Genomic DNA, 23,637 nt, shown 5'->3' with positions numbered 1-23,637 from the left:
CGCTCCGGGGCGTGCGTGACCCTCCTCATGGTCCAGACCAGCACGGAAAACCGGAAAGTACTGCCAGGCCATGCATAGCGGTGCAAGGCACCGCACAACAATGCGTTGCAGAAGCGATATGCGAGTGGTGTAGACCTCCGGTGAAGACGCGGGAGAAACTTGCGGCCGACCAGAACCTCGACGACGAGCAAAGGGTGGGTTACGGCTGTGCAGCGGCGACGATTCCTTGGACTGGCCGCGGCGGCCTCCGCTCTCGGTCTGACCGCCGGCCTCTCCGGCTGCGGCACGCTGAGCGGCGACGGCGGCGACGTCACCCTCAAGCTGGTGGCCGCCGACTACGACCTCACCGGCGGCGACTCCACCAAGAAGTACTGGGCCGGCCTCGTCGCCGCCTTCGAGGCGAAGAACCCGGGCGTGAAGGTCCAGGTCCAGATCGAGTCGTGGAACGACGTCGACCGCAAGGTCGCCGAGCTCGTGAAGGCCGGCCAGGCCCCGGACGTCGCCCAGATCGGCGCCTACGCCGACTACGCGGCCGCCGGCCAGCTCTACTCGGCCGACGAGCTGCTCTCCATCCGCGTCCAGGCCAACTTCCTCGCCCCGCTCGTCGACGCCGGCGAGTACCGGCACACCCAGTACGGCCTGCCCTTCGTCGCCTCCACCCGGCTGCTCTTCTTCAACCAGGAGCTGTTCGACCGGGCCGGCGTCGACGAGGCCCCGACCACCTGGGCCGAGCTCGCGGCCGCCGCCGAGAAGCTGAAGAAGAAGGGCGTCACGTACCCCTTCGCGCTGCCGCTCGGCCCCGAGGAGGCCCAGGCCGAGACGATGATGTGGTTCCTCAGCGGCGGTGGCGGCTACGTCGACGACACCGGTCACTACAAGATCGACGCGGACGCGAACATCCGCACCCTGGACTGGCTCCGGGAGAACCTCGTCGCCCAGGGCCTCACCGGCCCGGTCGCCCCCGGCCGGCTCAACCGCAAGGAGGCCTTCGCCGCCTTCACCCGCGGCGAGGTCGGCATGCTCAACGGGCACCCCTCCCTGATGCAGGAGGCCGAGAAGAAGGGCGTCAAGGTCGGCAAGATCGCGCTGCCCGGGGCCGACGGCAAGGCCAAGGCCACCATGGGTGTCGCCGACTGGATCATGGCCTTCAGGCAGAACGGGCACCGCAAGGAGGTCGGGGCCTTCCTCGACTTCGTCTTCAGCGACGAGAACGTGCTGAAGTTCGCCGGCGACAACGACCTGCTGCCGGCCACCGTCACCGCCTCCGCCGCCATGCAGTCCGCCCCCGAGCACGCGAACCTCCGCGAGTTCCTGGAGGCGCTGCCCGACTCCCAGCTGCCGCCGGTCGGCAAGACCTCCTGGGCCCAGGTCAGCGGCCGGGTGAAGAAGGACATCGGCGCGGCGGTCCGGCCGGACGCCAAGCCGGCCGAGGTGCTCGGGCGGATCGCCCGGGAGGCGACGGCGGCGGAGAGCGCGGAATAAGTTGGTCTGTATGACCACCGAATCCGGCGAGCTGGGCGAGCGCGAGCGGGCCGTCCTGGCCATGGAGCGGCGCTCCTGGCCGGGCCCGGGCGCGAAGGAACGGGCCGTACGCGAGCAGCTCGGCCTCTCCGCCACCCGCTACTACCAGCTGCTCAACGCCCTCCTCGACGACCCGCGGGCCCTCGTCCACGACCCGGTGACGGTGAACCGCCTGCGCCGCGTGAGGGCGGAGAAGGAGACGCGCCGCTGAAGCCGGCCGCGGGGTCCCGGCTGAACCGCGCCGCTGAAGCCCGCCGCGGGATCAGCACCGAATCACGCCGCTGAAGCCCGCCGCTCACGCGCGCCGCTGACGCGCCGCTGAAGCCCACCGCTCACGCGCGCCGCTGACGCGCCGCTGAAGCCCTCCGCCGACGCGCGCCACTGAAAAGCGTCCCGCTTCGGGCCGCCGAATTCGGCGGCCGGGGGACCGTGCCGCTGACGTGGACGGCAACCCTCGGTAGGGTCGTGAGCATGGTCAACCGCCTTCCGCATCCGACCACCACCGCCGGCCGCGACGGTCTGGACGCGCTGCTCGCGCGCCCGGAGAAGGCCGTCGTCGCCCTCGACTTCGACGGGACGCTCGCCGAGATCGTCCCCGACCCGGAGCGTGCCCGCGCCCATCCGGGCGCCGTGCCCGCCCTGGTCGCCCTCGCCCCGCACGTGGCCTCCGTCGCCGTGATCACCGGCCGCCCGGCCGGGGTCGCGGTCCGCTACGGAGGCTTCGCGGGCGTTCCCGGCCTGGAGCATCTGGTCGTCCTGGGCCACTACGGCGCCGAGCGCTGGGACGCCGTCTCCGGCACCGTCCATGCCGCCGCCCCGCACCCGGGCGTCGCGTCGGTCCGGGCCGAGCTGCCCGGCTTCCTGGACCGGGTCGGGGCGTGGCCCGGTACCTGGATCGAGGAGAAGGGCCGCGCGGTCGCCGTCCACACCCGCCGCGCGGTGGACCCTCAGGGTGCCTTCGACGCCCTGAGGGAGCCCCTCGCCGAGCTGGCCGCCCGGCACGGCCTGGTCCTCGAACCCGGCCGCATGGTCCTGGAGCTCCGGCCCCCGGGCATGGACAAGGGCGTCGCCCTCTCCGACTACGTCCGCGAGATCGGCGCCGGCGCGGTCCTCTACGCCGGCGACGACCTCGGTGACCTCGCGGCCTACGCGGCGGTCGAGAAACTCCGCTCCGACGGCACCCCCGGCCTCCTCGTCTGCTCCGCGGCCGCCGCCGAGGCCGTCCCCGACCTCGCCGACCGCGCCGACCTCACGGTCCCGGGGCCGGCGGCGGTCGTGGACTTCCTGGCGGGGCTGGCGGAGCGCCTGGCTCGGGGCGCGTAGAAGCACTGAACGTCGAGCCCCTGCCGCGCCCCCACCGCAGGTGGAGCGGCGGTGACAGCAGGAAGGGGCGCCCCAGCAGGCCGGGGCGCCCCTTGTTGTCATGCCGCCGTTACGAGGCCGGGTTGACCACGTTGATCGTCAGGTCGTCGCCCGCGTCGCCGGTGATCGTGACCTTCACGCCGTGGCCCGCGACCTTCACGCTGGCCTGGGGGGCCGTGGGGTCGTAGTAGGCGTTGGGGTTCGTGTCGTCGAAGACCGGGATGCCCGGGACGGAGGGGGCGCAGGCGGCCTTGGTCGCGACCGTCTGGTTGCCGCCCTTGCCGACCATGACCTCCTTGTGGAGGCAGGTCGCGTCGGTCGGCTCCAGGCCGAAGGTCGCGTCGAAGGGCTGGCGCCGGTTGCTGGGAGCCGTGCCGTCGTCGTAGCGGAACGGGGTCGGGCGGGCGTCGACCGCCATCGCCGAGCCGCCGCCCGGGTGGGCGCTGACGTTGTTGTCGTCGTAGGAGCGGTCCACGTACCAGACCAGCATGCCGTTCTGGAACTTGAAGAACTCGACCCAGTCGGGGGCGGTGATGCCCTTGCTGAACTGGTACGGGCCCTCGGCGAGCAGCGCGTCGGCGCCGACGTACTCGCGGTTCTCCAGCAGGTAGTAGCGCGGCGAGGTGGCGGTCTCGGTGCCGGTGGAGATCTTCCAGCGGCCCTGGGCCGTCCAGCCGTTGAGGCCCTGCTCGACGTCGTCGGTCAGCAGCGTGGTGCCGCCGGACCCGATCGTGATGTCGTCCAGGAACGCGCCGGCGAAGTGGACGCCGCCGTCGGACTGGTAGCGGAAGCGGAAGAGGGACGGCTTGCCCTGGGCGTCGTACGAGTAGCGCAGGGTGGTCCACTTGCCGGCCGAGGAGCCGGAGACGGCGGCGCCGGCGCGGGCCCAGGTGGCGCCGTTGTCGAGGGAGTACTCGGCGAAGAGGTAGTCGAAGTCCGCCTCGATCTCGTACCAGGCGCTCGCCTTGACCGTGATGCGCGGGGCGGCGGGCACGGAGCGGGTGAGGGACTGGTTGAGGCCGTCCGCCGAGCCGGTCCACCAGGCGTGCGTGCCCGAGGCGGGCGTGGTGTACGTCGTGCCGGCCGTCTTGTCCGGGAGCGCGACCCGGACGGCCTGCGCCTTGCCGGCGACCTGGAGCGCGGCCGGGCTCAGGGTGAAGGTGCCGTTGGCGCCGAGCGGCGCGTCGGTGTAGTTCAGCCAGCCGAGGAAGAGCTTCTCCTCGGCGCCCATGAGGCCCGGGTGGGTGCCGATGCCCTCGTTGGCGGCGGCGCCGTGGCCGAGCCAGGAGCCGGAGCTCATGAGGGTCCAGAAGGCGGTGGAGTTCTCGCCGCCGTCGGTGTCGTAGTAGTCCGGCAGGCCGAGGTCGTGGCCGAACTCGTGGCAGAAGACGCCGAGGCCGCCGTTCTCGCCCTCGGTGGTGTAGTCGCCGAGCCAGTACTTCGACTGTCCGATGCGGGCGCCGCCCGCCTTGTTCTGGGTGCCGGAGACGTCCGGGCCGGTGAGGCCGAAGTCGTCGCCGTTGACGTACCAGCGGTGCGACCAGATGGCGTCCTCGCCCTGCGCGCCGCCGCCCGCGTCCTCGCCCATGCCGGCGTGGACGGCCTGGAAGTGGTCGATGTAGCCGTCGGGCTCGTCGAAGTTGCCGTCGTGGTCCCAGTCGTTGCGGTCCCAGACGTCGAACTGCGCGAGGTACGCGTCGATCTCGGCCGGGGTCTTGCCGGCGGCGATCTGGGCGTTCCACCACGCGTCGCCGGTGTCCTGGATGAAGGCCCAGGAGCCGCCGGTGTCCTCGACGGCGTTGTCGCCGTAGCGGGAGGCGTTGTAGGGGACCTTGACCCAGTCCTCGACGGTGTTGCTCACGGAGTAGCGGCCGCTGGAGAGCTTCTCGTAGAAGGTCTTCATCGACTCGCCGGTGCCGTTGAACAGGTCCTCGTAGTGGGCCTTGGAGAAGTCGGCGGTCCAGGCGTTGGAGTTGTCGACGCTCCGGTCCGGCTGGGGGATCTGGTTGTGCAGCGGTCCGGGGACGCTGCCGTACTTGCCCATGCTCTGGTCGCCGAACTCGGAGAGGATCGTGAGGATCTTCTCCTGGCGGACGGCGGTCGTGGTCGTCGTCTCGGCGAACTTGCCGGGGGCGACCTCGACGACGCCGCGGGCGTTCGCCTTCGCCTTGCCCTTGGCGACCAGGTCGATCGCCTTCTCGCGCAGCTCGGTGCGCTGCTTGGTGAGGGGGCCGGGGCGGTTGTCCGCGCGGGGCGCCGTGGTGGCGCCGGCGCTGCCGTCCCGGGCTTCCTGTGCCGCGGCGGGGGTGAGGCCTGCGGCGAGGAGTGCGGTGAGCGCCGACCCTAGAGTCATGCCCACGACAATCTTTTTCACGTCGTGCGATCCCTTCGCTCGCATGCGTACAACGCATGGTGCGCGTGGTTCCGTTGGGGGTGAACGGATCGCCTGGGGGAACGATCGGCGCAGAGTCTGGCACGGAAAGACCGGTCGGGAGGAGGGGGAGATCCCGAAGATTTTCTCGCCGGATAGAGGGGAGCAGTAGGGGAGGGGCAGGGGGACGCCTGATCGACGACGTCATGCGGACGTCGCGGCGGCGTCACGCCGACGTCGGCGGCGCCCCGGCGCGGGGGAGGCTACGGAAGCGCCCTCAGCGCCTCCAGCTGGTCCAGGAACCAGCGCTGCGGCGGCAGGGCCGTCGCCGCCGCCGCGAGCCGCTTCGTGCGGTCGGCGCGCTCCGGGGCCGGCATCGAGAGGGCCTCGTGGAGGGCCTCGGCGGTGCCCGTCACGTCGTACGGGTTCACCGTGAGGGCGTCCGCGCGCAGCTCCTCGTACGCGCCCGCCTCCCGCGACAGGACCAGGGCGCAGCCCTCGTCGGAGACCACCGGGATCTCCTTGGCGACCAGGTTCATCCCGTCACGGACCGGGTTGACCAGGGCCACGTCGGCCATCCGGTACGCGGCCAGCGAGCGGGTGAAGTCGTCCTGCACGGAGACCAGGACGGGCTGCCAGTCCGGCGTGCCGAACTCCTCGTTGATCCGCTCCGCGAGCGCCCGGACCGAGGCCGTGTACGTGCGGTAGACCTCCAGGTCCTGCCGCGAGGGGTAGGCGGAGGCGAGGTGCACGACGCGGCCCCGCCACTCGGGGCGGGTGGTGAGGAGCTCCCGGTAGGCGAGCAGGCCGCGCAGGATGTTCTTGGACAGCTCGGTGCGGTCCACCCGGACGATGGTCTTCCGCCCCTCGCCGACCTCGGCCCGGAGGGCCGCCAGCCGTTCCTCGACCTCCGGCCGCCGGGCCAGCGCGCGCAGTTCCCCGGCGTCCACGCCGAGGGGGTGGACGGTCACCCGGGTGCCGTCGGCCGCGCGCTCGACGAGCGGGTCGGCGAGGAAGGCGGACGCCCAGGCGTGGGTGTGGAAGCCGACCTGGTCGGCGCCGACCATGCCCTCCACCAGCTCGTGGTGGATGTCGTCCGGGAGCATCCCCAGGTACTGCGGCGAGGCCCACGGCGTGTGGGTGAAGTGCGCGATCCGCAGGTCGGGGCGCAGCGCGCGCAGCTGCCCCGGCACCAGGGCCAGGTGGTAGTCCTGCACGAGCACCGCCGCGCCCTCGTCGGCGGCCGCGGCGAGGGCCTCGGCGAAGGCGCGGTTGTAGGCCCGGTACGACTCCCACCGGCGGCGGAAGTCCGCGTCGAAGACGGGTTCGCGCGGGATGTCGTAGAGATGGTGGTGCAGGAACCACAGCACCGAGTTCGCGATGCCGTTGTACGCGTCCGCGTACACCTCCGGGTCGATGTCCAGCATCCGGACGCCCGGCTCGGACACCCCGCGCCGCACCGCCTCGCGGTCGCCGTCGCTCAGCGCCGCGCACACCCAGACGCTGTCCTCCGCCGCGCCCTCCGACGAGACGGCGCTGAGGCCCGAGACGAGCCCGCCGCCACCCCGACGGGTGTCCAGGGCGCCGTCGTCACGCACGGTGTACGAGACCGGGCCGCGGTTCGATGCCACGAGGACAGAAGCCATACGGCGAACCTAGCCCGTCCGGTAAACGCTCAAACGTACGGATTCGAGCCGCGCGGTTCGCGCCGCCCGCCCACCACGCCCCGGGGGCGACGCCACCACGCCCGGGGTCGCCACCGCGCCCGGGAGTCGTGCCACCGTGCCCGGGGGCCTCGCCACCGCGCCCCAGGGGGCATGCCGCCGCGCTCCCAGGGGTTCACGCCACCCGGCGGCGCTCCGCGTACTCCGCGATCTCCGCCATCGGGGGCCGCTCCTCCGTGTCCACCGCGTACGTGTGCGGCGTGAAGCCGTCCTCCCCGCGCTCGAACTGGGTGAGCCACGGCCGCACCAGATGGCCGCGCGAGAGCCGCAGCTGGGCCGTCCGGTAGATCGCCGCCGCCATCCGGCCGAGCGCCTGGCCGTCCTGGTGCCGGTGCTTGCGCACCCCTACGTCCACCTGTGCGAGCGCGTCCAGTCCGACCGTGTGCAGCGCGTCCACGAGAAGGCCCAGTTCCACTCCGTAACCGACCGGGAAGGGCAGGCGCTCCAGGAGCGAGCGGCGCGCCGCGTACTCGCCGCCCAGCGGCTGGACGAACCCGGCGAGCCGCGGCCAGTGCAGATTCAGCAGCGGCCGGGCCACCAGCTCCGTCACCCGGCCGCCCTGACCTGGGGCGTCGCCGAGCGGGCGGTCGTACATCGCCTTCACGAGGTCCACGTCCGGGTCGGTGAGCAGCGGCCCCACGATCCCCGTCACGAACTCCGCCGAGAAGTCCCGTAGGTCCGCGTCCACGAAGCAGACCACGTCCCCGCCGGTCACCATCAGTGACCGCCACAGGACCTCCCCCTTGCCCGGCACCGCGGGTATCCGGGGCAGGATGTCGTCCCGCGCCACCACCCGCGCGCCCGCGGCCGCGGCCACCTCGGCCGTACGGTCGGTCGAGCCCGAGTCGATGACCACCAGCTCGTCCACCAGCGGCACCGCCGGCGTCATCAGCTCGCGACGGATCACGGAGACGATCGCGCCGACCGTCGCCTCCTCGTCGAGCGCGGGCAGCACGACGCTGACCGTCGTCCCCCGTTTGGCGGCGAGGATCCGCTCCAGCGGACGGTCGGCCACGGACCAGGACCGCCGGGTCAGCCAGCGCTCCACTTCTTCCAGCAACGTGATCTCCATCTCGCGGATCGGACGACCGTCTCCCCCTCGGAAGCCTTCGGTTACAGTCTTGAACAACGCGGATGCCCGATGCATGTCGGGGTGCCGACCGCGTCTCACAACCGAATACCGCTCATCCAGAGGGGCAGAGGGAAACGGCCCGTTGAAGCCCCGGCAACCCTCCAGTCGGTTCTCGTCCACCCGTCTTCGGCCACCACCCCAGGTGGAGCCCTGACGGACGCAGCTTTTCTGCGCGAGGTCCCCGGCTAGGGAAGGTGCCAAATCCGTCTCATGGCGAAATGCGTCATGAGGAAGATGAGGAGAAAGGGCCTCGCCTCCATGGCTGTACAGACTGTCGCACCCGGAACCACCGTCGATCTCGGTCCCGCTTCCGGACTCTCCTGCCGCGAATGCGGCGAGACCTTCGCGCTCGGCCCGATCTTCGCCTGTGAGCTGTGTTTCGGCCCCCTCGAGGTCGCGTACGACCTGCCCACCGGTGACCCCGAGGCGCTGCGCAAGCAGATCGAGGCCGGCCCCGCCAACATCTGGCGCTACGCCCCGCTGCTGCCGGTCCCGGCCGACGTCGCCGAGAAGCCCAACCTGAACCCCGGCTGGACCAAGCTCGTCCAGGCCGACAACCTCGCCCGCGAGATCGGTGTCGAGCCCGGCAAGCTCTTCGTCAAGGACGACTCCGGCAACCCGACCCACTCCTTCAAGGACCGGGTCGTCGCCCAGGCCATCGAGGCCGCCCGCGCCTTCGGCTTCACCACCCTCTCCTGCTCCTCCACCGGCAACCTGGCCGGCGCCGTCGGCGCCGCCGCCGCCCGGGCCGGCTTCCGCTCCTGCGTGTTCATCCCGCACGACCTGGAGCAGGGCAAGGTCGTCATGGCCGGTGTCTACGGCGGCGACCTGGTCGCCATCGAGGGCAACTACGACGACGTCAACCGCTTCTGCTCGGAGCTCATCGGCGACCCGCTCGGCGAGGGCTGGGGCTTCGTGAACGTCAACCTGCGTCCGTACTACGGCGAGGGCTCCAAGACGCTCGCGTACGAGATCTGCGAGCAGCTCGGCTGGGTCATCCCGGACCAGCTCGTCATCCCGATCGCCTCCGGCTCCCAGCTCACCAAGATCGACAAGGGTCTGCAGGAGCTCATCAAGCTGGGCCTGGTCGAGGACAAGCCGTACAAGATCTTCGGCGCCCAGGCCGAGGGCTGCTCCCCGGTCTCCGCCGCCTTCAAGGCCGGCCACGACGTGGTGCGCCCGCAGAAGCCGAACACCATCGCCAAGTCGCTGGCGATCGGCAACCCGGCCGACGGCCCGTACGTCCTCGACATCGCCCGCCGCACCGGCGGTGCCGTGGAGGACGTGAACGACGAGCAGGTCGTCGACGCCATCAAGATCCTCGCCCGCACCGAGGGCATCTTCGCCGAGACCGCCGGCGGTGTGACCGTCGGCGTGACGAGGAAGCTGGTCGAGAACGGTCTGCTCGACCCGAGCCGCACCACCGTCGTCCTGAACACCGGTGACGGCCTCAAGACCCTGGACGCGGTGGCCGACACCTCCCAGGCGACCGCCACCATCCGCCCGAGCCTCGACGCGTTCCGCGACGCCGGCCTGGCCCACTGAAAGGTTCGTGAACACATGGCCGTGAACGTCCGCATCCCCACCATCCTCCGCACCTACACCGGTGGCCAGGCCGAGGTGCCCGCCGAGGGCGCGACCCTCGCCGAGGTCATCGCCGACCTGGAGAAGAACCACACGGGCATCGCGGCCCGCGTCCTCGACGACCAGGGCAAGCTGCGCCGCTTCGTCAACGTGTACGTGAACGACGACGACGTGCGCTTCGAGCAGGGCCTGGAGACCGTGACGCCGGACGGCGCCGGCGTCTCCATCATCCCGGCCGTCGCCGGCGGCTGCTGAGCCGTAGGCGGTCGAACCCTACCCGTCGGTACTGAATTGCCCCTTCCGCGAGAGAAAGCGGAGGGGGCAATTCTGCATGGTTGAGCGCGGTAGAGTTGGGGAAGTCCCCTCCGCTGCTCATGCCAGGCGCATATGAGAATGCGTCTGCGCCCGACAAGAAGCAGCCAAAGTGCCCGTGCCTTGTGCACCTTCTGCGCGTTTTGCCGGGCCCGACTTGCCCCGTAATTCCGGGGATTCTCCCCAATTCCCCTTTCCGGCGTGCCCAGAATTCTCGTCCGATTGACCTGTTGCAGAGGGCAGTTGGGCAGATACATTCAGCCGCGGTCGACGCGTTCCGGCGCAGGGTCTGACCCGGGTCCGCGAAGTGCGGGCCCGCGCAAGGGCCAGTAATAGGGGAGTTAGGCATGGCTCAGGGCACCGTCAAGTGGTTCAACGCGGAGAAGGGCTACGGCTTCATCGCGGTCGACGGTGGTGCGGATGTTTTCGTCCACTACAGCGCGATCCAGATGGACGGATACCGCACCCTCGAAGAGGGTCAGCGGGTCGAGTTCGAGATCTCGCAGGGCCAGAAGGGTCCGCAGGCGGACATGGTCAAGCTCGCCGTCTGAGCGCGGCGCGATCGGCCACCGACGCACTTCCGTCGAGGGGCCCGCATCCTGACCGGGATGCGGGCCCCTCGCGCGTTCCCGTACGGGCCCGGAGCGGGCCCGGAGCGGGAGGCGCCAGGGGTGCTCGATCTGCGGGAGTCGCTTGCACTCTCCTAGGGCGAGTGCTAATCATTGGCGTTAGCACTCTGAAGGTGAGAGTGCTACGAGGATCGGGCAGACGAGGTCGCCGGCCGAGTGGGGCAAGGAACCACGCGGAGGGCGGGCCGTCCGTCGCGGGCGTCGGCGCGGTCCAGGAGCGTTATCCACCCCATGTCCGGGAGGACCACTTCACATGGCCAAGATCATCGCGTTCGACGAGGAGGCCCGGCGCGGTCTCGAGCGCGGCATGAACCAGCTCGCTGACGCCGTCAAGGTCACCCTCGGCCCCAAGGGTCGCAACGTCGTCCTCGAGAAGAAGTGGGGCGCCCCCACGATCACCAACGATGGTGTCTCCATCGCCAAGGAGATCGAGCTCGAGGACCCGTACGAGAAGATCGGCGCCGAGCTGGTCAAGGAAGTCGCCAAGAAGACGGACGACGTCGCCGGCGACGGTACGACCACCGCCACCGTTCTCGCCCAGGCGCTGGTCCGTGAGGGCCTGCGCAACGTCGCCGCCGGCGCCAACCCGATGGCCCTCAAGCGCGGCATCGAGAAGGCCGTCGAGGCCGTCTCCGGTGCGCTGCTCGACCAGGCGAAGGAGGTCGAGACGAAGGAGCAGATCGCCTCCACCGCCTCCATCTCCGCCGCCGACACCCAGATCGGCGAGCTCATCGCCGAGGCCATGGACAAGGTCGGCAAGGAAGGCGTCATCACCGTCGAGGAGTCCCAGACCTTCGGTCTGGAGCTGGAGCTCACCGAGGGTATGCGCTTCGACAAGGGCTACATCTCGGCGTACTTCGCGACCGACATGGAGCGCATGGAGGCCGCGCTCGAGGACCCGTACATCCTCATCGTCAACTCCAAGGTCTCCTCGGTGAAGGACCTGCTCCCGCTCCTCGAGAAGGTCATGCAGTCGGGCAAGCCGCTGCTGATCATCGCCGAGGACGTCGAGGGCGAGGCCCTGTCGACCCTGGTCGTCAACAAGATCCGTGGCACCTTCAAGTCCGTCGCCGTCAAGGCCCCGGGCTTCGGCGACCGCCGCAAGGCGATGCTGAACGACATCGCCATCCTCACCGGCGGCACGGTCATCTCCGAGGAGGTCGGCCTCAAGCTCGAGAACGCCGGCCTGGACCTGCTGGGCCGCGCCCGCAAGGTCGTCATCACCAAGGACGAGACCACCATCGTCGACGGTGCCGGTGACAGCGAGCAGGTCGCCGGTCGCGTGAACCAGATCCGTGCCGAGATCGAGAACTCCGACTCGGACTACGACCGCGAGAAGCTCCAGGAGCGCCTGGCGAAGCTCGCCGGTGGCGTCGCCGTCATCAAGGCCGGTGCCGCGACCGAGGTCGAGCTCAAGGAGCGCAAGCACCGCATCGAGGACGCCGTGCGCAACGCGAAGGCGGCCGTCGAGGAGGGCATCGTCGCCGGTGGTGGCGTGGCCCTGCTGCAGGCCTCCGCGGTCTTCGAGAAGCTGGAGCTGGACGGCGACGAGGCCACCGGTGCCAACGCCGTCAAGCTGGCCCTGGAGGCCCCGCTGAAGCAGATCGCCGTCAACGGTGGTCTCGAGGGCGGCGTCGTCGTGGAGAAGGTGCGCAACCTCCCCGTCGGCCACGGCCTGAACGCCGCGACCGGTGAGTACGTCGACATGATCGCCGAGGGCATCATCGACCCGGCCAAGGTGACGCGCTCCGCGCTGCAGAACGCCGCCTCCATCGCGGCCCTGTTCCTCACCACCGAGGCCGTCATCGCCGACAAGCCGGAGAAGGCCGCCGCGCCGGCCGGCGGCGGCATGCCGGGCGGTGACATGGACTTCTGATCCTCGTAGAGGATCGGCGGTTCATCGCTGGACGCCGAAGGGCGGCACCCCACCGGGGTGCCGCCCTTCAGTCGTTCCGGGTGGGTCAGCGCACGTCGACGTAGTCGGCGTAGGCGGCCGGCGCGTTGAAGTGCGAGCCGTCACCGTTGTGCCGGAGGGTGTACGAACCGTCCACGGTGGCCTTGGTCGGGAAGGTCACGACACCGTTCGCGGCGGTACGGCCGGTCGCCAGCTGCTTCCAGGCCGTCGAGCCGCGGGCCTGGAACCACAGGGTGACAGGGGCGTTCCCGTACACCTTCCAGGTGGAGCCGATCTGCTGCTGGAGCGTGCCGGTCACGGTCATGGCCGCGCCCTTGCGCACCGGCTCCGGGTTGGCGTTCACGCCGACGATCCGGGTGGGGGTGCGGACCAGCCGGAAGGTGGCGCCGGTGGTCTCGGCGAACGCGTCGCTCAGCACGTGCCGGACCCGGAAGAAGCCGCCCTGGCTCCGGCCGTTGAGGTTGAAGAGCACGGGGAAGCCGCTCTCGTTGGCGGCGTACGTGGCGATGGTGCGCCAGCCGGTGAGGCCGTCGGCCGAGTTCTCCAGGAGCAGGGTCTCCGGGACGTTGTGCCCGAAGAACTGCTTCGGGTTGTACCAGGGACGGAAGGCGCCGATGACGTTGACCTTGCCGTCCGCGGCGAGCAGGCCGCGGTAGACGACGACCCGGCCCTCCTGGGGCATCGCCAGCGGACCGCTGACCCCCGGGAAGGACAGGAACGGGTCGACGGAGGACACCACCCAGCTGTCCAGCCGCGTTCCGGGGGCGGACGGAAGCTGTGCGGTGAAGCGGCCGTCTGCGTCGGTGGAGACCGTCTGCCACACCGGCGAGCCGGTGTAGCCGGCCATGGCCAGGCCCACGCGGAGCTGCTGCTCGGCGAGCGGCGCGTCCGCGTTCGCCGGGTCGGTCATCCGGCCGGTGACCGTGACCTTCTCGCCCGGCAGCAGCCGGGTCCTGTCGGCGGTCGCGGTGACCGTGACCTGGCGGCTCCGCACGGTGGCGATCGACCGGGTGAACGCGTACGAGCCGTGCACCTGGTCGTTGTTCTCCGCGTACGAGACACGGAACTCGTCGCCGATCCGTACGTCGGCGTACGGCTCGCCGGTGAACGCGCCCGTCTCGTCGGTGGTCGCCGTCTGCGCCGTACCCGTGTCGGGGGTCAGGCGCTGGACGGAGACGCGGCCGCCGGAGATGGGTACGAGGTCGCCGGAGCCGGGCTGGACGCCGAGGAGCGTGCCCGAGGGGCGGGTGCTGCGGTCGTCCCAGCTCGGCGCCGAGAACCCGAGGTCGAGCTGCGGCTTCAGGGTGAAGTCGAGCGTGCCGGCGTCGGTGCGGGTGAGGGTGTGGCCGAGGGAGTCGGTCGCCGTGATGTCGATGGCGTAGCGGCCGAGCTCCGGGATGCCGCCGCCGTCCTCGGTGAGCTTGAGGGCGGTGCCGGCCGGCAGGGAGAAGTAGTTCTTGTTCCAGGCGGCCTGGGTCAGGGCGGGGATCTCGGTGACGACGGTGTCGTTCTTGCGGATCTTCGCCGAGACGGTGGTGACGGTGGCCGTGGCGGCGTCCGTCCAGACGTTCACGTGGAAGGCGCCGCGCTGGTACTCCTCGGTGACGGCGCGGCCGATGCCGACGGTGGCCGGCGCCGGGGGCGCCGGGTCCTCCGCGAGGGCGGGGGCGGTGCCGGCGCCGAGGGCGAGGACGGTGAGCGCGGCGAGCGTGGCCGCGGTGCGGTGGGACGCGGGGCGCGGGGCCGCGGTGCGGTGGGACGCGGGGTGCGCGGCGGGGCGGAGGTCAGAGCGCATCGATGTACTTCCCCTTCGTCTCGCTGTAGAAGTAGCCGTTCTGCGACTGCTTCAGCACGAGCCAGGTGCCGTCGCCGTAGTTCTTGGCCTTGAAGCTGAACGTGCCGTAGGTGGTGGTGGGGACGTCACGCTTCACCCAGTACCACTCGGAGCTTCCCCTGGGCTTGAAGAGGAGCATGACCTTGGCGCCGGCGAGCGGCTTCCAGGTGCTGCCGATCTTCTTCTGCAGCGTGCCGGTGACCGTCATGTACGAGTTCACGCGCGGCCGGGTCGGGCTGATGGCGAACGCGGAGAAGCGGGTCTCGACGCGGGAGAGCCTGACCGGGGCGGTGTCGGCCGCGGTGAAGCGGTCCGTCTCGCCGTGGTGCAGCCGGTAGGTGGCGTTGACGTAGCCCCAGGTCCTGATGTCGACCTTGCAGTAGGTGAAGCTGTTGTCCCACTCCGTCTTGCCGTACCTCAGGTTGCCCCAGGTGCGGCCGTTGTCGAACGACACCTGGAGGTACATCGGCTCACCCTCGCAGCCGCCGCCGTTGACGCGGGCGGTGGCGCGGACCTCGCCGAACTCGTCCAGGGTGGTGCGGACGCCGCTGTACCAGACCGGCTGCGGGACGGCGATCTCGCCCTGGTCGAAGTTGATGGTCTGGAAGTACACCGAGGGCCGCAGGAAGGTGTACAGCTGCGTGGCGTAGGTGGCCCGGGCGCCGTAGGAGAAGGTGCCGCTCGCCGTGGTGGTGCCGCTGCCCATGACGTCGGTGCCCGGGTCGGTGCGGTCGTAGTACGCGGGCTCGGTGTTCCGGGTCACGACCGGGGCGTCCACGAACGGCTGCCAGCCGTCCTGCGTGAGCCGCTCCACCCGGCCGGAGACGGTGACGTCGGTGCCCTTGGCGACCCGGTACTTGTTCAGGTCCGCGCTGATCCGGTACTGGAGGGTCTCGACGCCGACCCTCGGCACCGTGTACCCGGCGTTCGGGTCGGTGTCCGCGGCGGCCTCGACGACCGTGGCGCTGCCGCCGCGGACCTCCGCGTTCGGGGTGAACGGCAGCGAGAAGCCGCCGTCGGCGCCGGTGACGGCGGTCGCGTCGACGGTCCGCCAGTTGCCGCCCATGACGTCGCTCAGGCTGAGCGAGACCTTGACCTTGGTGCCCTCACGGGCCGGCGTCCGCAGTCCGGTGGACGGGTCCCAGGTCGTCGCCGAGCCGGACAGGACGAGATCGCGCCGGTCGTAGCTGGTGGTCGCACGGTCGAAGGACAGCTTGCTGACACCGGTGTGCAGCTTGTGGCTGTAGGTGCCGCCGGTCCACTTCTGGACGGTGCCGGAGGGCAGCCGGTACTCGACGACGACCGGGTAGTCGCCCAGCGGCGTGCCCTCGGGCAGCTTCAGGGCCTCGGGCGTGGTCCAGCCCCAGGTCCGGTCGGTGGCCTCGTCGGCGGACTGCCAGCTGAGGTCGTCCGTCGAGGCGAGCACGGCGGCGTCCGGGGCGCTGGAGGCGAGGACGCTGACCTTCACCCACAGGGCTTCGGACGAGACCTCGACGACGATCCGGCCGTCGTCGGAGGTGCTGGTACGGGCGACGTCGGCCGCGTGGGCGGCGGGCGCGGTCACCAGGGCCGGCAGGGCCAGGCCCGCGGACAGCGCGAAGACGGTGGCCGCACGCACGAGGGCATGCGGACGTGTGCGCGTACTGCGCATGAGAAGGACCCCCCACAGGTCAGAAAGAGCGGTGCACCAGAGGTGTGCGTGCCGCGTGATACGCACGATAGCGCCTGAGGATTGAACGTGTTCACTGGATTGCCGGGCGGGCGGCGGTCCTGCGGGCGGCAGGCGGAGGGGCGATGCTGGGGAGAGAGCCCGAATCGCCCGGAACGCCGTGCCCGGAACGGGAGGCGGAGTACGTCATGATCACGCTGCTCACCACACCGGCCGACCGCGAGCTGGTCATCACCCGCACCTTCGACGCCCCCGTGCGGCGCGTATGGGAGGCGTGGACGCGCCCCGAGCACGTGCGCGCCTGGTACGGCCTCGCCTCCCTGACCATGTCCGTCTGCGACATCGACCTGCGCCCGGGCGGCGCGTGGCGCTGGGGACAGCGGACCCCGGAGGGTCAGGAGATCGTGTTCTCCGGCACGTACGAGGAGATCGTCCCGGCCGAGCGCCTCGTCTACACCGAGATCTTCGAGCAGATGCCGGACGCCGACCCGGTCCGCGTGATCCTCTCCTTCGACGCCACCCCCGACGGCGGTACGGCCCTGACCAGCACGTCCTTCTGGCCGACGACGGAGATCCGGGACCAGGCCCTGGCGGCGGGCATGGAGACGGGGGTCCGGGAGCAGTACGACCGCCTGGCGGCGCACCTGCGCCTCATGGCCTGACGAACGGCCCCTGGCGTCAGGGCAGTTCGGACCGCAGGAGGGCGCGGGCGGCGGGCTCGCCGGTGCGGCGGGCGTACGCCATGCGGGCCTTCACCTCGGCGAGGGTGCGGGGCCGGTATCCCGGGCCGCCGCAGCAGCTCTTGTGGAAGCCGATCCCCGCGTTCAGCACGACGGACAGGGCCCGCCACGCGTTCCGGTCGCGGCGCGGCGGCGGCGCGAACGCCGACCCGGCGTGGATCATCACCCGCGCGCAGCGCGGACAGCGCCGCTCGCGCCACGCGTCGTACGGCTGCTTGTACGAGGCGCGGCACGGCAGACACACGTACGAGGTCTTGGCATGGCCCATGCGGACAGGCTAGACGTGCGACGGCCGCACCCGCACCGCGTTTCCGGCCGTCGAAGCCGAGGCCGGCCGCCCCGGAATTCTCCTGCGGCGCGCGCGGGACCGCTCCTAGGGTGGCCGCCATGGAGCTCTCCGCGATCACCCTCGACTGCGCCGACCCCCTGGTCCTGGCCGACTTCTACCACCGGGCCACCGGTCTCCCGCTGCACCCCGCGAACCACGCCGGGTTCGCCGGCGTCCGGCGCGAGGGCGGTCTCCTCCTCGGCTTCCAGCGCGTGACCGACTACGTCCCCCCGCGCTGGCCCGGCCAGGAGCAACCCCAGCAGCTCCACCTGGACTTCGACGTCGACGACCTGGCGGAGGCGGAGGCCCGCCTCCTGTCCCTGGGCGCCACCAGGCCGGCGTACCAGCCGGACCCGGAGCGCTTCCTCGTGCTCACGGACCCGGCCGGCCACCCGTTCTGCCTGGTCCCCCGCAGGCCCCGCACGGAGACGGGCTGAGCGCGCGGGGGATCAGCCCGTGCAGAGGCAGGGGTCGCTCTCCGCGCCCAGGCCGTTGATCTCGATGTCCCTCAGGGCCCCCTCGAAGGCCTGGATCTCGTCGACGTCGCCCTTCAGGTACTCGCCCCAGCCGTCGGAGGTCCGGCCGCGGCCCACGGTGAGGGCGCCGGTGCTCTTCCAGCCGTTGGGCAGGTGGGTGGTCGCCCCGTCGTTGGTGTAGCCGTTCGCGTACAGCTTGAGCGTGTCGGTTCCGTCGTCGTAGACCACCGTGAGGTGGGTGCCCCAACCGCTGCCGCCGGAGGGCGTCTCGACCTGGGAGACGACCTTCTCGGGCGCGCCGGCCTCGTCCCGCTCGGGCACGATCAGCTGCCACGAGTACGTCGAGGGCTCGTAGCGCAGCTTGAACGCGTCGGTGTGCTCACCGGCCTGCGAGAGCAGGGTCATCGGACGCGTCGCGTCCTCGTCGGCGATCCGGACGTGCACGCCGATGGTGAAGCTGTCCCCGGTGTCGACGACGGGGCCGTCGGTGGCCGCGTAACCGGTGTCGCCGTCGAGGCGCAGATTGCCGTCGCCGACGAGCGGCGGTCGCTGGTACGTGCAGTCGGGGTCGATGTCGGGGATGCAGTCGTTGTTCGTGGGCCGGTAGATCGACGCGCCGGGGGCGAGTCTCATCGGGGCGCCGCCGTTCCGCTCCGGCGTGGCGCCGTCGGCCTCGGTGCCGAACGACCAGTGGCCGAGGAGCTTCGGCTTGCGCCGCGCGAGCTCGGACACCTCGGTCGGGACCACGAGCCGGTCGTAGAGGCGCACGTCACCGATGTCGCCGTTCCAGCGGTGCTTGTAGCCGGTCTTGGACAGGATCCGGCCGATCTGGAAGGCGCCGTTCGTCGCCGTGGGCGTGACCTTCGCCTTGGTGCCGACCTCGTGGCCGTTCACGAACAGTTGGGCGTAGCCGGTCTCGGTGTCGTAGAGGCCGAGGAGGTAGGCCCATTCGCCGGTCTCGGGGGCTCCGCCCTGGACGTGCGCGTCGCCGAGGGTGAAGCTCCACGTGGCGGGTCCGGTGGCCGGGGCGTCGAGCCCGAGGGCGTACGCGGCTCCACCGGTGGCGTCCTGGCTGGCCACGGTCATCTGCCGGCCGGTCTCCGCGGGGCGCACCCAGGCGCCGACGGCGAAGGTCCTTCCGGCGTCGACGGCGGGAGCTCCGGTGGTGAGGTAGGCGTGGTTGCTGCCGTCGAGGGCGGCGGTCGAGGTGAGCGGGGTGCCGGAGGGCACGGGGCCGCCGAAGGTCACACCGCTGCCCGCGTCGGCCGGGCTGCCGGACTCGGCGCCGGCCGTGGTGGACCCGGCCGGGTCGGCGAGCCTCCAGCGGGAGACGGGCGCGCTCGCCGCGTTCGGGTAGAAGGTGTAGTTCGTGGGCGGGCTCATCCGGCCCGAGCGGTCCCGGACCTGGACGGTGAGGGTGTGGGGGGCGTTGCTCAGCGGCGCGAAGCGGACGGTGGCGGGGCCGCCGAGCTCGGCCGGGCGGACGCTGCCGTACGGGCCGCCGGAGAAGCCGTACCGGTATTCGACGACGTCCGGCGAGGCGGAGTCCATGGTGAAGCTGCCGTAGATGCCCACGCCGCCGACCCGGAACGTCTCCTTCGGGTACTCCGGCGAGCTGACGACCGGAGCCGTGGGGCTCACGTTGTCGTAGACGAAGCGGCAGGCCGCGCCAGGGGCGTCGGAGCTCCAGGCGCCGTTCAGGGTGCCGTCGTTGGCCCGTACGCGCCAGGAGATGACGGTGTCGGCCGGGATGTCGGACGGCACCGTGACGCGGTGCACCCGGTTCGTGTACTGGGGATACGTCGTGAGGGTGCGGCGCTGCTCGGTGCCGTTCGCGTCCGTCCACCAGATCTCGAACTCGCCGGTGAGCTGCTCCGGGTAGCCGATCCGGTCGTCCTCGGCCGGGTCGGCCAGCAAGGCCGTGAGGACGGGCGGCTGCGCGACGTAGGGCGGCTCGGTGCCGGTCTCGCACGCCTTGAAGTTGGTCTGCAGATCCGTGACGAGCGGCTGCTTCGGCGGCAGGTTGTCCACCGCGTACGCCGTACCGGGCGCGGCCGTTCCCACGACCGCGGCGAGGCAGCTGCCGAGCAGCACGCCTCGGGCCGCGGTTCTTCCCATGACTGACAAAGTCCCTCCCCTGTGACTGCGCGGGCGGATGACGGCCCGGGCGCGAGGAGGCTAACAGCGGTCACCGACGTGGGCCGAGCGAGTTTCGGCAGGTCCGGGGCCGTGGAGCCGCCGGGCCGGGGGCGCGAGGCCCTCCGGCGCCGGCTGCGCGTACGGAGGTCGTCGGGTTCGGCGTTTCCTCTAGGTCAGTGGCGGAACAGGGCCGTCCACAGGAACGGTTCGCCGAAGTGGGGGGAGGTGGCGGGCTCGTCGTGCATGCGGCGGAGGGAGAGTTCTTCGAGGTCGGCGAAGACGGCGCGGAGCGACTCGGCGGTGTAGGCGAGGCCGCCGTGGAGGGAGCGGTCGCGGTAGAAGGCCTCGTCGGGGAGTTCGGAGCCCATGCCGTCGGGGCCCGCGGCGAAGCAGGTGAGGGCGAAGTGGCCGCCGGGGGCCAGGTGGCGGGTGAGGAAGGCGAGGTACGTGACGCGGCGGTGCGGCGGCAGGTGGTGGAAGCAGCCGGAGTCGTAGATCAGGTCGTAGGGGCCTCGGTCGGCCGGCAGGTCCGTGGTGAAGGCGTCGCCCTGGAGGAAGCGGATGTTCTCCAGGCCCGCCTCCCGGGCCCGCTCCCGCGCCCACTCCAGGGCGCCCGGCGAGAGGTCCACCGCGTCGACGTCGAAGCCGCGCGCGGCGAGGTGCAGGGCGTTGCGGCCGGGGCCGCAGCCGAGGTCGAGGGCGCGGCCGCCGGTGGGAATCAGGCCCTGGTCGAGGTGCTCGACCAGGTTCTCGTCGGGCTTCGGGACGAAGAACGGAACGGGCCGGTCCCGGTCGTCGTAGAAGCCCTGCCATTTGCCGGCGTCCTCGGCGAACAGGCCGTCCAGGAGCCGGAGTACGTCGTCGGCGGTGCGGGTCGCGCGGTTCACTGTGGATCCCCTTCCGTGTGAGGGGAACGCTACGGGACGGGGGCGTGAAAGCCCAGGTCAGCGGGGGTTTGGCGGGGCTCTGTGAGGCGGTGTGGCGGGCGTTCGGGGGAGGGGTGGCGCCCCCGGGTACCGGGCTGCCGGGCGGGGGCGGGAAGGGGGCGCGGAGCGGCGTCTCAGGGGGTTTCCTGGAGGACGCCGGGAAGGTTTTCGCGCGCGTTCCGGCGGGCCCACGGGGCGAGTTGGGCCACGCCCCACGCCGCCTCGACGCCCAGGAACAGCCACACCACCGCGGCCGCGCCGTGCGTCAGCGCGTACGCCTGCCAGCTCGCGAAGAGCACGCGCGCGACGCCGTCGAGGAGGCCGTACAGGGGGAGCGGCCGCAGGACGCGCAGGAGGGACCAGACCAGCACGACGGACCCCATCAGGTTCGCGTACAGGACGGTCATCCGGTCGGCGGGGCCGCCGAGGGACAGCGCCTCGTGCACCAGGAGGTACGTCCAGGGGGTCGCGAAGGGGGCCGTGACGACGAGGTCGTACCAGGCGCTCGCGCGCACGACGCGTGCGTAGGAGGAGGAAGAAAGGAGCATGCCCGTGACGCTAGACATGGGAGCACGCTCCAAGGTCAAGTCCCTTGAGGAGACTCATGCTCATCGGCGAACTCGCCTCCGCCACCGGCCTGGCCCGCGACACCATCCGCTTCTACGAGAAGCGCGGCCTCGTCGCCGGGGAACGCCGTGCCAACGGCTACCGCGACTTCCCGCCCGAGACCGTGCCCTGGCTCCAGTACGTCCGCACCGCGCAGGCCCTCGGCTTCACCCTCGCGGAGATTCGCCGACTCGGCGAGGAGCTGCGCGAGGCGCCGGACAGCGCGGAGCGGCTCTCCGCGCTGTTCTCGGAGAAGATCCGGATCATCGACGCGCGGATGGACGAACTCTCCGCGCTGCGCGCCGACCTGGCGGCCCGGGTGGACACCGGCTGCCCGCTGCGCGCGGAGACGTGACGTCGGCGGACCTCCCCGGTCAGGAGGCCGCGGCGGGCGGGGCGACCAGCTCCGGCGAGCGGCCCGAGCGGCGCAGCGCGTCCGCGACGAAGCCGTTCGCCTTCAGCTCCTCCACCGTGGCGCGCAGGAAGGCGACCGTCTCCGGGGCGCGGGCCACCGTCGTGCCCACGGCCTGGCGGATCTCCATGAAGCGCTCGTCGATGAGGCGCACCTCCGGGTGGGCCGCCGCGTAGGCCGTCATCGGCTGGCGGATGCCGGCGCCCGCCTCCAGCTTCTGCTCGGCGAAGGTGTCGACGCCCTCGTCGCCCCGGACCAGCGTCGCGTGCCGCAGGGCGCGGGTGAGGTGCAGGTCGTACGCGGAGCCCGCCTTCACCCCGATGCGGACGCCCGGCGCGTCCACGTCCTCGGGCGTGCGCAGCGCGGAGTCCCGCGGCACCGCGTACACGCCTTCGATCACGACGTACGGGGCCGTGAACGCGACCTCCGCCTCCCGGGCCGGATCGACGGCGAGGAAGCAGAGGTCGGCCCGGCCGGTCGCCATCGCCTCGTACGACTTGCGCGCCGCGTCGAAGCACAGCAGCTCCACGGGCACGCCGAGCCGCGCCCCGATCTCGCGGGCGAGGTCGACGGTGATGCCGGCGGGGGCGTCCGGGGTGCCCTGGGCGAGCACCGGGTTGCCGAGGTTGATGGAGGCGCGCAGCGTCCCGGTCGGAGCCAGGTCCGCGACGAGCGCGGCACGGCCGGCCGGGACGGCGTGGGCGCCGGCGTGCGCGTCGGCGTGGACCTCTGCGTGGGCGTCGGCGTCGGCGTGCGCCTGGGTGTCCGCGTGGGCGTCGTTCATGCGGCGGAGTCTAGACAGCGGCCGCCCGGTGCACCCCGTCCAGGAGGGCGAGTTCCTCCTCGCTCAGCTTCAGCGCGCCCGCGGCGACGTTGTCCACGAGGTGGCCGGGGTCGCCGGTGCCGGGGATGGCGAGCAGGTGAGGGCCCTGGTGCAGGGTCCAGGCGAGCCGGATCTGCGCCGGGGAGGCGCCGTGGGCGCGGGCCACGGTCAGCAGCTCCTCGGCCTCGGTCCCCGCCTTCGCGCCGGTCTCCCGGCCGGCGGCGGCGATCGCGTAGAACGGCACGAAGGCGATGCCGAGGTCGCCGCAGCGGCGCACGAAGGCGTCGTACTCCGGGCGCACCCCGATCCCGTACATGTTCTGCACGCACACCACCGGCGCGATCTCCCGCGCCTCGTCGAGCTGTTCGGGCGTCACGTTGGACAGGCCGAGGTGGCGGATCAGCCCGGCCTCGCGGAGCTCGGCGAGGGCGCCGAAGCGCTCGGCGACGGAGTCGGTGCCGAGGATGCGCAGATTGACGAGGTCGAGGTGGTCGCGGCCGAGCTGGCGCAGGTTCTCCTCGACCTGGGCGCGCAGCTCGCGCGGTGTGCGGGCGTGCGTGACCCAGGCGCCGGAGGCGTCACGGGCGGGGCCGACCTTGGTGGCGATGACGAGGTCGTCGGGGTAGCGGCCGGCGGGCGCGAGGGCGCTGTTGAGGAGCTCGTTGGCGGAGCGGAGCGGAGAGAAGTAGAAGGCCGCGGTGTCGAAGTGGTTCACGCCCAGCTCGACGGCCTTGCGCAGGACGGCTGTCGCCTGCTCCCGGTCCCGCGGTACGGCGTCCTCGACGAGTGCCGCGCCGGTCTGCGGCAGGCGCATCGTGCCGAAGCCGATGCGGTGCACGGGCAGGTCGCCGAGCTTCCAGGTTCCGGAGGCGGAGGCGGAGGGAGAAGCGGGGGTGGAAGCGGGGGTGGCGGCCGGGGGCTGTGTGGCGAAGGAGGCGGTGGTGGTGCGGGAGTCAGCGGTCATGGCGGGGATGATCTCCCGACGGGCGGCTCGGCGCCACCCGCCTTCGCGGGCGGCAGGGGGGCGCAGGGGCGGGGGCTAGGGCCTGTTGTGAAAGTGCTGGTCACAGCCATTCGTTGATGGCTGCGACCAGCACTGTCGCTTCGTAGCGGACGGCAAGTTTGTCGTACCGG

21 protein-coding genes and 1 riboswitch are annotated in these 23,637 nt (G+C 71.7%); of the genes, 10 read left to right on the top strand and 11 right to left on the bottom strand.

The features are described from left to right. The first annotated feature begins 207 nt into the window (after positions 1-207). The 3 genes from ACIGXE_RS30305 (at position 208) to otsB (ending at position 2,844) form a co-directional block, all read left to right on the top strand. Entirely contained in the window at positions 208-1,482 is a 1,275-nt protein-coding gene (locus ACIGXE_RS30305) for an ABC transporter substrate-binding protein (RefSeq protein ID WP_399752251.1), read from the top strand. 10 nt (positions 1,483-1,492) lie between these two features. Continuing rightward, the gene (locus ACIGXE_RS30300) at positions 1,493-1,732 is read left to right on the top strand and encodes a DUF3263 domain-containing protein (protein ID WP_399752249.1); all 240 of its coding nucleotides are present in this window, start codon (positions 1,493-1,495) and stop codon (positions 1,730-1,732) included. A 260-nt stretch (positions 1,733-1,992) separates the two neighbouring features. Next, on the top strand, positions 1,993-2,844 hold the full coding sequence (otsB, locus tag ACIGXE_RS30295) for a trehalose-phosphatase (protein ID WP_399752247.1): 852 nt from the start codon (positions 1,993-1,995) through the stop codon (positions 2,842-2,844). A gap of 109 nt (positions 2,845-2,953) precedes the next feature. Here the strand turns inward: otsB and ACIGXE_RS30290 are convergent, their stop codons facing one another. The 3 genes from ACIGXE_RS30290 to ACIGXE_RS30280 all read right to left on the bottom strand — a co-directional run bounded on the left by ACIGXE_RS30290 (position 2,954) and on the right by ACIGXE_RS30280 (position 8,038). Further along, positions 2,954-5,257: an immune inhibitor A domain-containing protein gene (locus tag ACIGXE_RS30290; RefSeq protein WP_399752245.1), complete on the bottom strand. Its 2,304-nt coding sequence runs from the start codon at positions 5,255-5,257 to the stop codon at positions 2,954-2,956. Positions 5,258-5,517: 260 nt separating this feature from the next. Next, positions 5,518-6,900, bottom strand: coding sequence for a trehalose-6-phosphate synthase (locus ACIGXE_RS30285; protein WP_399752243.1), 1,383 nt, complete (start codon positions 6,898-6,900; stop codon positions 5,518-5,520). Positions 6,901-7,093: 193 nt separating this feature from the next. Next, entirely contained in the window at positions 7,094-8,038 is a 945-nt protein-coding gene (locus tag ACIGXE_RS30280; protein ID WP_399752475.1) for a glucosyl-3-phosphoglycerate synthase, read from the bottom strand. Between the two features lie 121 nt (positions 8,039-8,159). Further along, positions 8,160-8,351: riboswitch (SAM riboswitch) on the top strand. Between ACIGXE_RS30280 and thrC the strand changes: the two genes are divergently transcribed. The 4 genes from thrC to groL all read left to right on the top strand — a co-directional run bounded on the left by thrC (position 8,345) and on the right by groL (position 12,511). Further along, a complete protein-coding gene (gene thrC / locus ACIGXE_RS30275; protein WP_399752241.1) occupies positions 8,345-9,655 on the top strand; it encodes a threonine synthase in 1,311 nt (436 codons plus the stop codon). Its footprint overlaps the riboswitch before it by 7 nt. 15 nt (positions 9,656-9,670) lie before the next feature. Next, positions 9,671-9,949: a MoaD/ThiS family protein gene (locus ACIGXE_RS30270; protein ID WP_309051488.1), complete on the top strand. Its 279-nt coding sequence runs from the start codon at positions 9,671-9,673 to the stop codon at positions 9,947-9,949. A gap of 404 nt (positions 9,950-10,353) precedes the next feature. Beyond that, the gene (locus ACIGXE_RS30265) at positions 10,354-10,557 is read left to right on the top strand and encodes a cold-shock protein (protein ID WP_005315736.1); all 204 of its coding nucleotides are present in this window, start codon (positions 10,354-10,356) and stop codon (positions 10,555-10,557) included. Between the two features lie 331 nt (positions 10,558-10,888). Next, positions 10,889-12,511 (top strand): chaperonin GroEL, encoded by a 1,623-nt coding sequence (gene groL, locus ACIGXE_RS30260; protein ID WP_365347643.1) that lies wholly within the window; start codon positions 10,889-10,891, stop codon positions 12,509-12,511. Between the two features lie 85 nt (positions 12,512-12,596). Here the strand turns inward: groL and ACIGXE_RS30255 are convergent, their stop codons facing one another. Both ACIGXE_RS30255 and ACIGXE_RS30250 read right to left on the bottom strand, forming a co-directional pair. Further along, the gene (locus ACIGXE_RS30255; protein WP_399752239.1) at positions 12,597-14,345 is read right to left on the bottom strand and encodes a hypothetical protein; all 1,749 of its coding nucleotides are present in this window, start codon (positions 14,343-14,345) and stop codon (positions 12,597-12,599) included. Then, positions 14,335-16,002, bottom strand: a complete 1,668-nt coding sequence (locus tag ACIGXE_RS30250) for a hypothetical protein (protein ID WP_399752237.1) — start codon at positions 16,000-16,002, stop codon at positions 14,335-14,337. Before ACIGXE_RS30250 ends, ACIGXE_RS30255 begins: the two co-directional genes overlap by 11 nt. Positions 16,003-16,241: 239 nt before the next feature. Between ACIGXE_RS30250 and ACIGXE_RS30245 the strand changes: the two genes are divergently transcribed. Then, positions 16,242-16,715, top strand: a complete 474-nt coding sequence (locus tag ACIGXE_RS30245) for an SRPBCC domain-containing protein (protein ID WP_399752235.1) — start codon at positions 16,242-16,244, stop codon at positions 16,713-16,715. Positions 16,716-16,731: 16 nt separating this feature from the next. On the opposite strand, the gene ACIGXE_RS30240 is transcribed toward ACIGXE_RS30245, so the two are convergent. Further along, positions 16,732-17,061, bottom strand: a complete 330-nt coding sequence (locus tag ACIGXE_RS30240) for a deoxyxylulose-5-phosphate synthase (protein ID WP_399752233.1) — start codon at positions 17,059-17,061, stop codon at positions 16,732-16,734. 119 nt (positions 17,062-17,180) lie between these two features. On the opposite strand from ACIGXE_RS30240, the gene ACIGXE_RS30235 reads away from it, so the two are divergent. After that, complete coding sequence (locus ACIGXE_RS30235; RefSeq protein WP_399752232.1) at positions 17,181-17,558, top strand: VOC family protein; 378 nt, start codon at positions 17,181-17,183, stop codon at positions 17,556-17,558. Between the two features lie 12 nt (positions 17,559-17,570). On the opposite strand, the gene ACIGXE_RS30230 is transcribed toward ACIGXE_RS30235, so the two are convergent. The 3 genes from ACIGXE_RS30230 to ACIGXE_RS30220 form a co-directional block, all read right to left on the bottom strand. Further along, entirely contained in the window at positions 17,571-19,715 is a 2,145-nt protein-coding gene (locus tag ACIGXE_RS30230; RefSeq protein WP_399752230.1) for a LamG-like jellyroll fold domain-containing protein, read from the bottom strand. Between the two features lie 194 nt (positions 19,716-19,909). Continuing rightward, complete coding sequence (locus ACIGXE_RS30225) at positions 19,910-20,623, bottom strand: class I SAM-dependent methyltransferase (protein WP_399752228.1); 714 nt, start codon at positions 20,621-20,623, stop codon at positions 19,910-19,912. A 173-nt stretch (positions 20,624-20,796) separates the two neighbouring features. Next, the gene (locus ACIGXE_RS30220; protein WP_399752226.1) at positions 20,797-21,210 is read right to left on the bottom strand and encodes a hypothetical protein; all 414 of its coding nucleotides are present in this window, start codon (positions 21,208-21,210) and stop codon (positions 20,797-20,799) included. A 56-nt stretch (positions 21,211-21,266) separates the two neighbouring features. Here ACIGXE_RS30220 and ACIGXE_RS30215 point away from each other — a divergent pair, with 56 nt between their 5' ends. Then, positions 21,267-21,623, top strand: a complete 357-nt coding sequence (locus ACIGXE_RS30215) for a MerR family transcriptional regulator (RefSeq protein ID WP_399752224.1) — start codon at positions 21,267-21,269, stop codon at positions 21,621-21,623. Between the two features lie 19 nt (positions 21,624-21,642). On the opposite strand, the gene ACIGXE_RS30210 is transcribed toward ACIGXE_RS30215, so the two are convergent. Further along, positions 21,643-22,464, bottom strand: coding sequence for a transporter substrate-binding domain-containing protein (locus ACIGXE_RS30210; protein WP_399752222.1), 822 nt, complete (start codon positions 22,462-22,464; stop codon positions 21,643-21,645). 10 nt (positions 22,465-22,474) lie between these two features. After that, entirely contained in the window at positions 22,475-23,467 is a 993-nt protein-coding gene (locus tag ACIGXE_RS30205; protein WP_399752221.1) for an aldo/keto reductase, read from the bottom strand. Positions 23,468-23,637 lie beyond the last annotated feature (170 nt).

This window comes from Streptomyces sp. NPDC053431 (assembly GCF_044544925.1).
Lineage (GTDB): Bacteria > Actinomycetota > Actinomycetes > Streptomycetales > Streptomycetaceae > Streptomyces.
Note: the sequence above shows the minus strand (reverse complement) of the source record. Positions and strands in the feature narration are given on the sequence as shown.

What these genes read in the sequence shown, in the direction of transcription:
- ACIGXE_RS30240 (WP_399752233.1), bottom strand. Translation starts at nt 17,061, where the DNA reads ATGGGCCATGCCAAGACCTCGTACGTGTGTCTGCCGTGCCGCGCCTCG.
- ACIGXE_RS30220 (WP_399752226.1), bottom strand. Translation starts at nt 21,210, where the DNA reads ATGCTCCTTTCTTCCTCCTCCTACGCACGCGTCGTGCGCGCGAGCGCC.
- otsB (WP_399752247.1), top strand. Translation starts at nt 1,993, where the DNA reads ATGGTCAACCGCCTTCCGCATCCGACCACCACCGCCGGCCGCGACGGT.
- groL (WP_365347643.1), top strand. Translation starts at nt 10,889, where the DNA reads ATGGCCAAGATCATCGCGTTCGACGAGGAGGCCCGGCGCGGTCTCGAG.
- ACIGXE_RS30205 (WP_399752221.1), bottom strand. Translation starts at nt 23,467, where the DNA reads ATGACCGCTGACTCCCGCACCACCACCGCCTCCTTCGCCACACAGCCC.
- ACIGXE_RS30300 (WP_399752249.1), top strand. Translation starts at nt 1,493, where the DNA reads ATGACCACCGAATCCGGCGAGCTGGGCGAGCGCGAGCGGGCCGTCCTG.
- ACIGXE_RS30285 (WP_399752243.1), bottom strand. Translation starts at nt 6,900, where the DNA reads ATGGCTTCTGTCCTCGTGGCATCGAACCGCGGCCCGGTCTCGTACACC.
- thrC (WP_399752241.1), top strand. Translation starts at nt 8,345, where the DNA reads ATGAGGAGAAAGGGCCTCGCCTCCATGGCTGTACAGACTGTCGCACCC.
- ACIGXE_RS30265 (WP_005315736.1), top strand. Translation starts at nt 10,354, where the DNA reads ATGGCTCAGGGCACCGTCAAGTGGTTCAACGCGGAGAAGGGCTACGGC.
- ACIGXE_RS30255 (WP_399752239.1), bottom strand. Translation starts at nt 14,345, where the DNA reads ATGCGCTCTGACCTCCGCCCCGCCGCGCACCCCGCGTCCCACCGCACC.
- ACIGXE_RS30230 (WP_399752230.1), bottom strand. Translation starts at nt 19,715, where the DNA reads ATGGGAAGAACCGCGGCCCGAGGCGTGCTGCTCGGCAGCTGCCTCGCC.
- ACIGXE_RS30235 (WP_399752232.1), top strand. Translation starts at nt 17,181, where the DNA reads ATGGAGCTCTCCGCGATCACCCTCGACTGCGCCGACCCCCTGGTCCTG.
- ACIGXE_RS30245 (WP_399752235.1), top strand. Translation starts at nt 16,242, where the DNA reads ATGATCACGCTGCTCACCACACCGGCCGACCGCGAGCTGGTCATCACC.
- ACIGXE_RS30270 (WP_309051488.1), top strand. Translation starts at nt 9,671, where the DNA reads ATGGCCGTGAACGTCCGCATCCCCACCATCCTCCGCACCTACACCGGT.
- ACIGXE_RS30210 (WP_399752222.1), bottom strand. Translation starts at nt 22,464, where the DNA reads ATGAACGACGCCCACGCGGACACCCAGGCGCACGCCGACGCCGACGCC.
- ACIGXE_RS30215 (WP_399752224.1), top strand. Translation starts at nt 21,267, where the DNA reads ATGCTCATCGGCGAACTCGCCTCCGCCACCGGCCTGGCCCGCGACACC.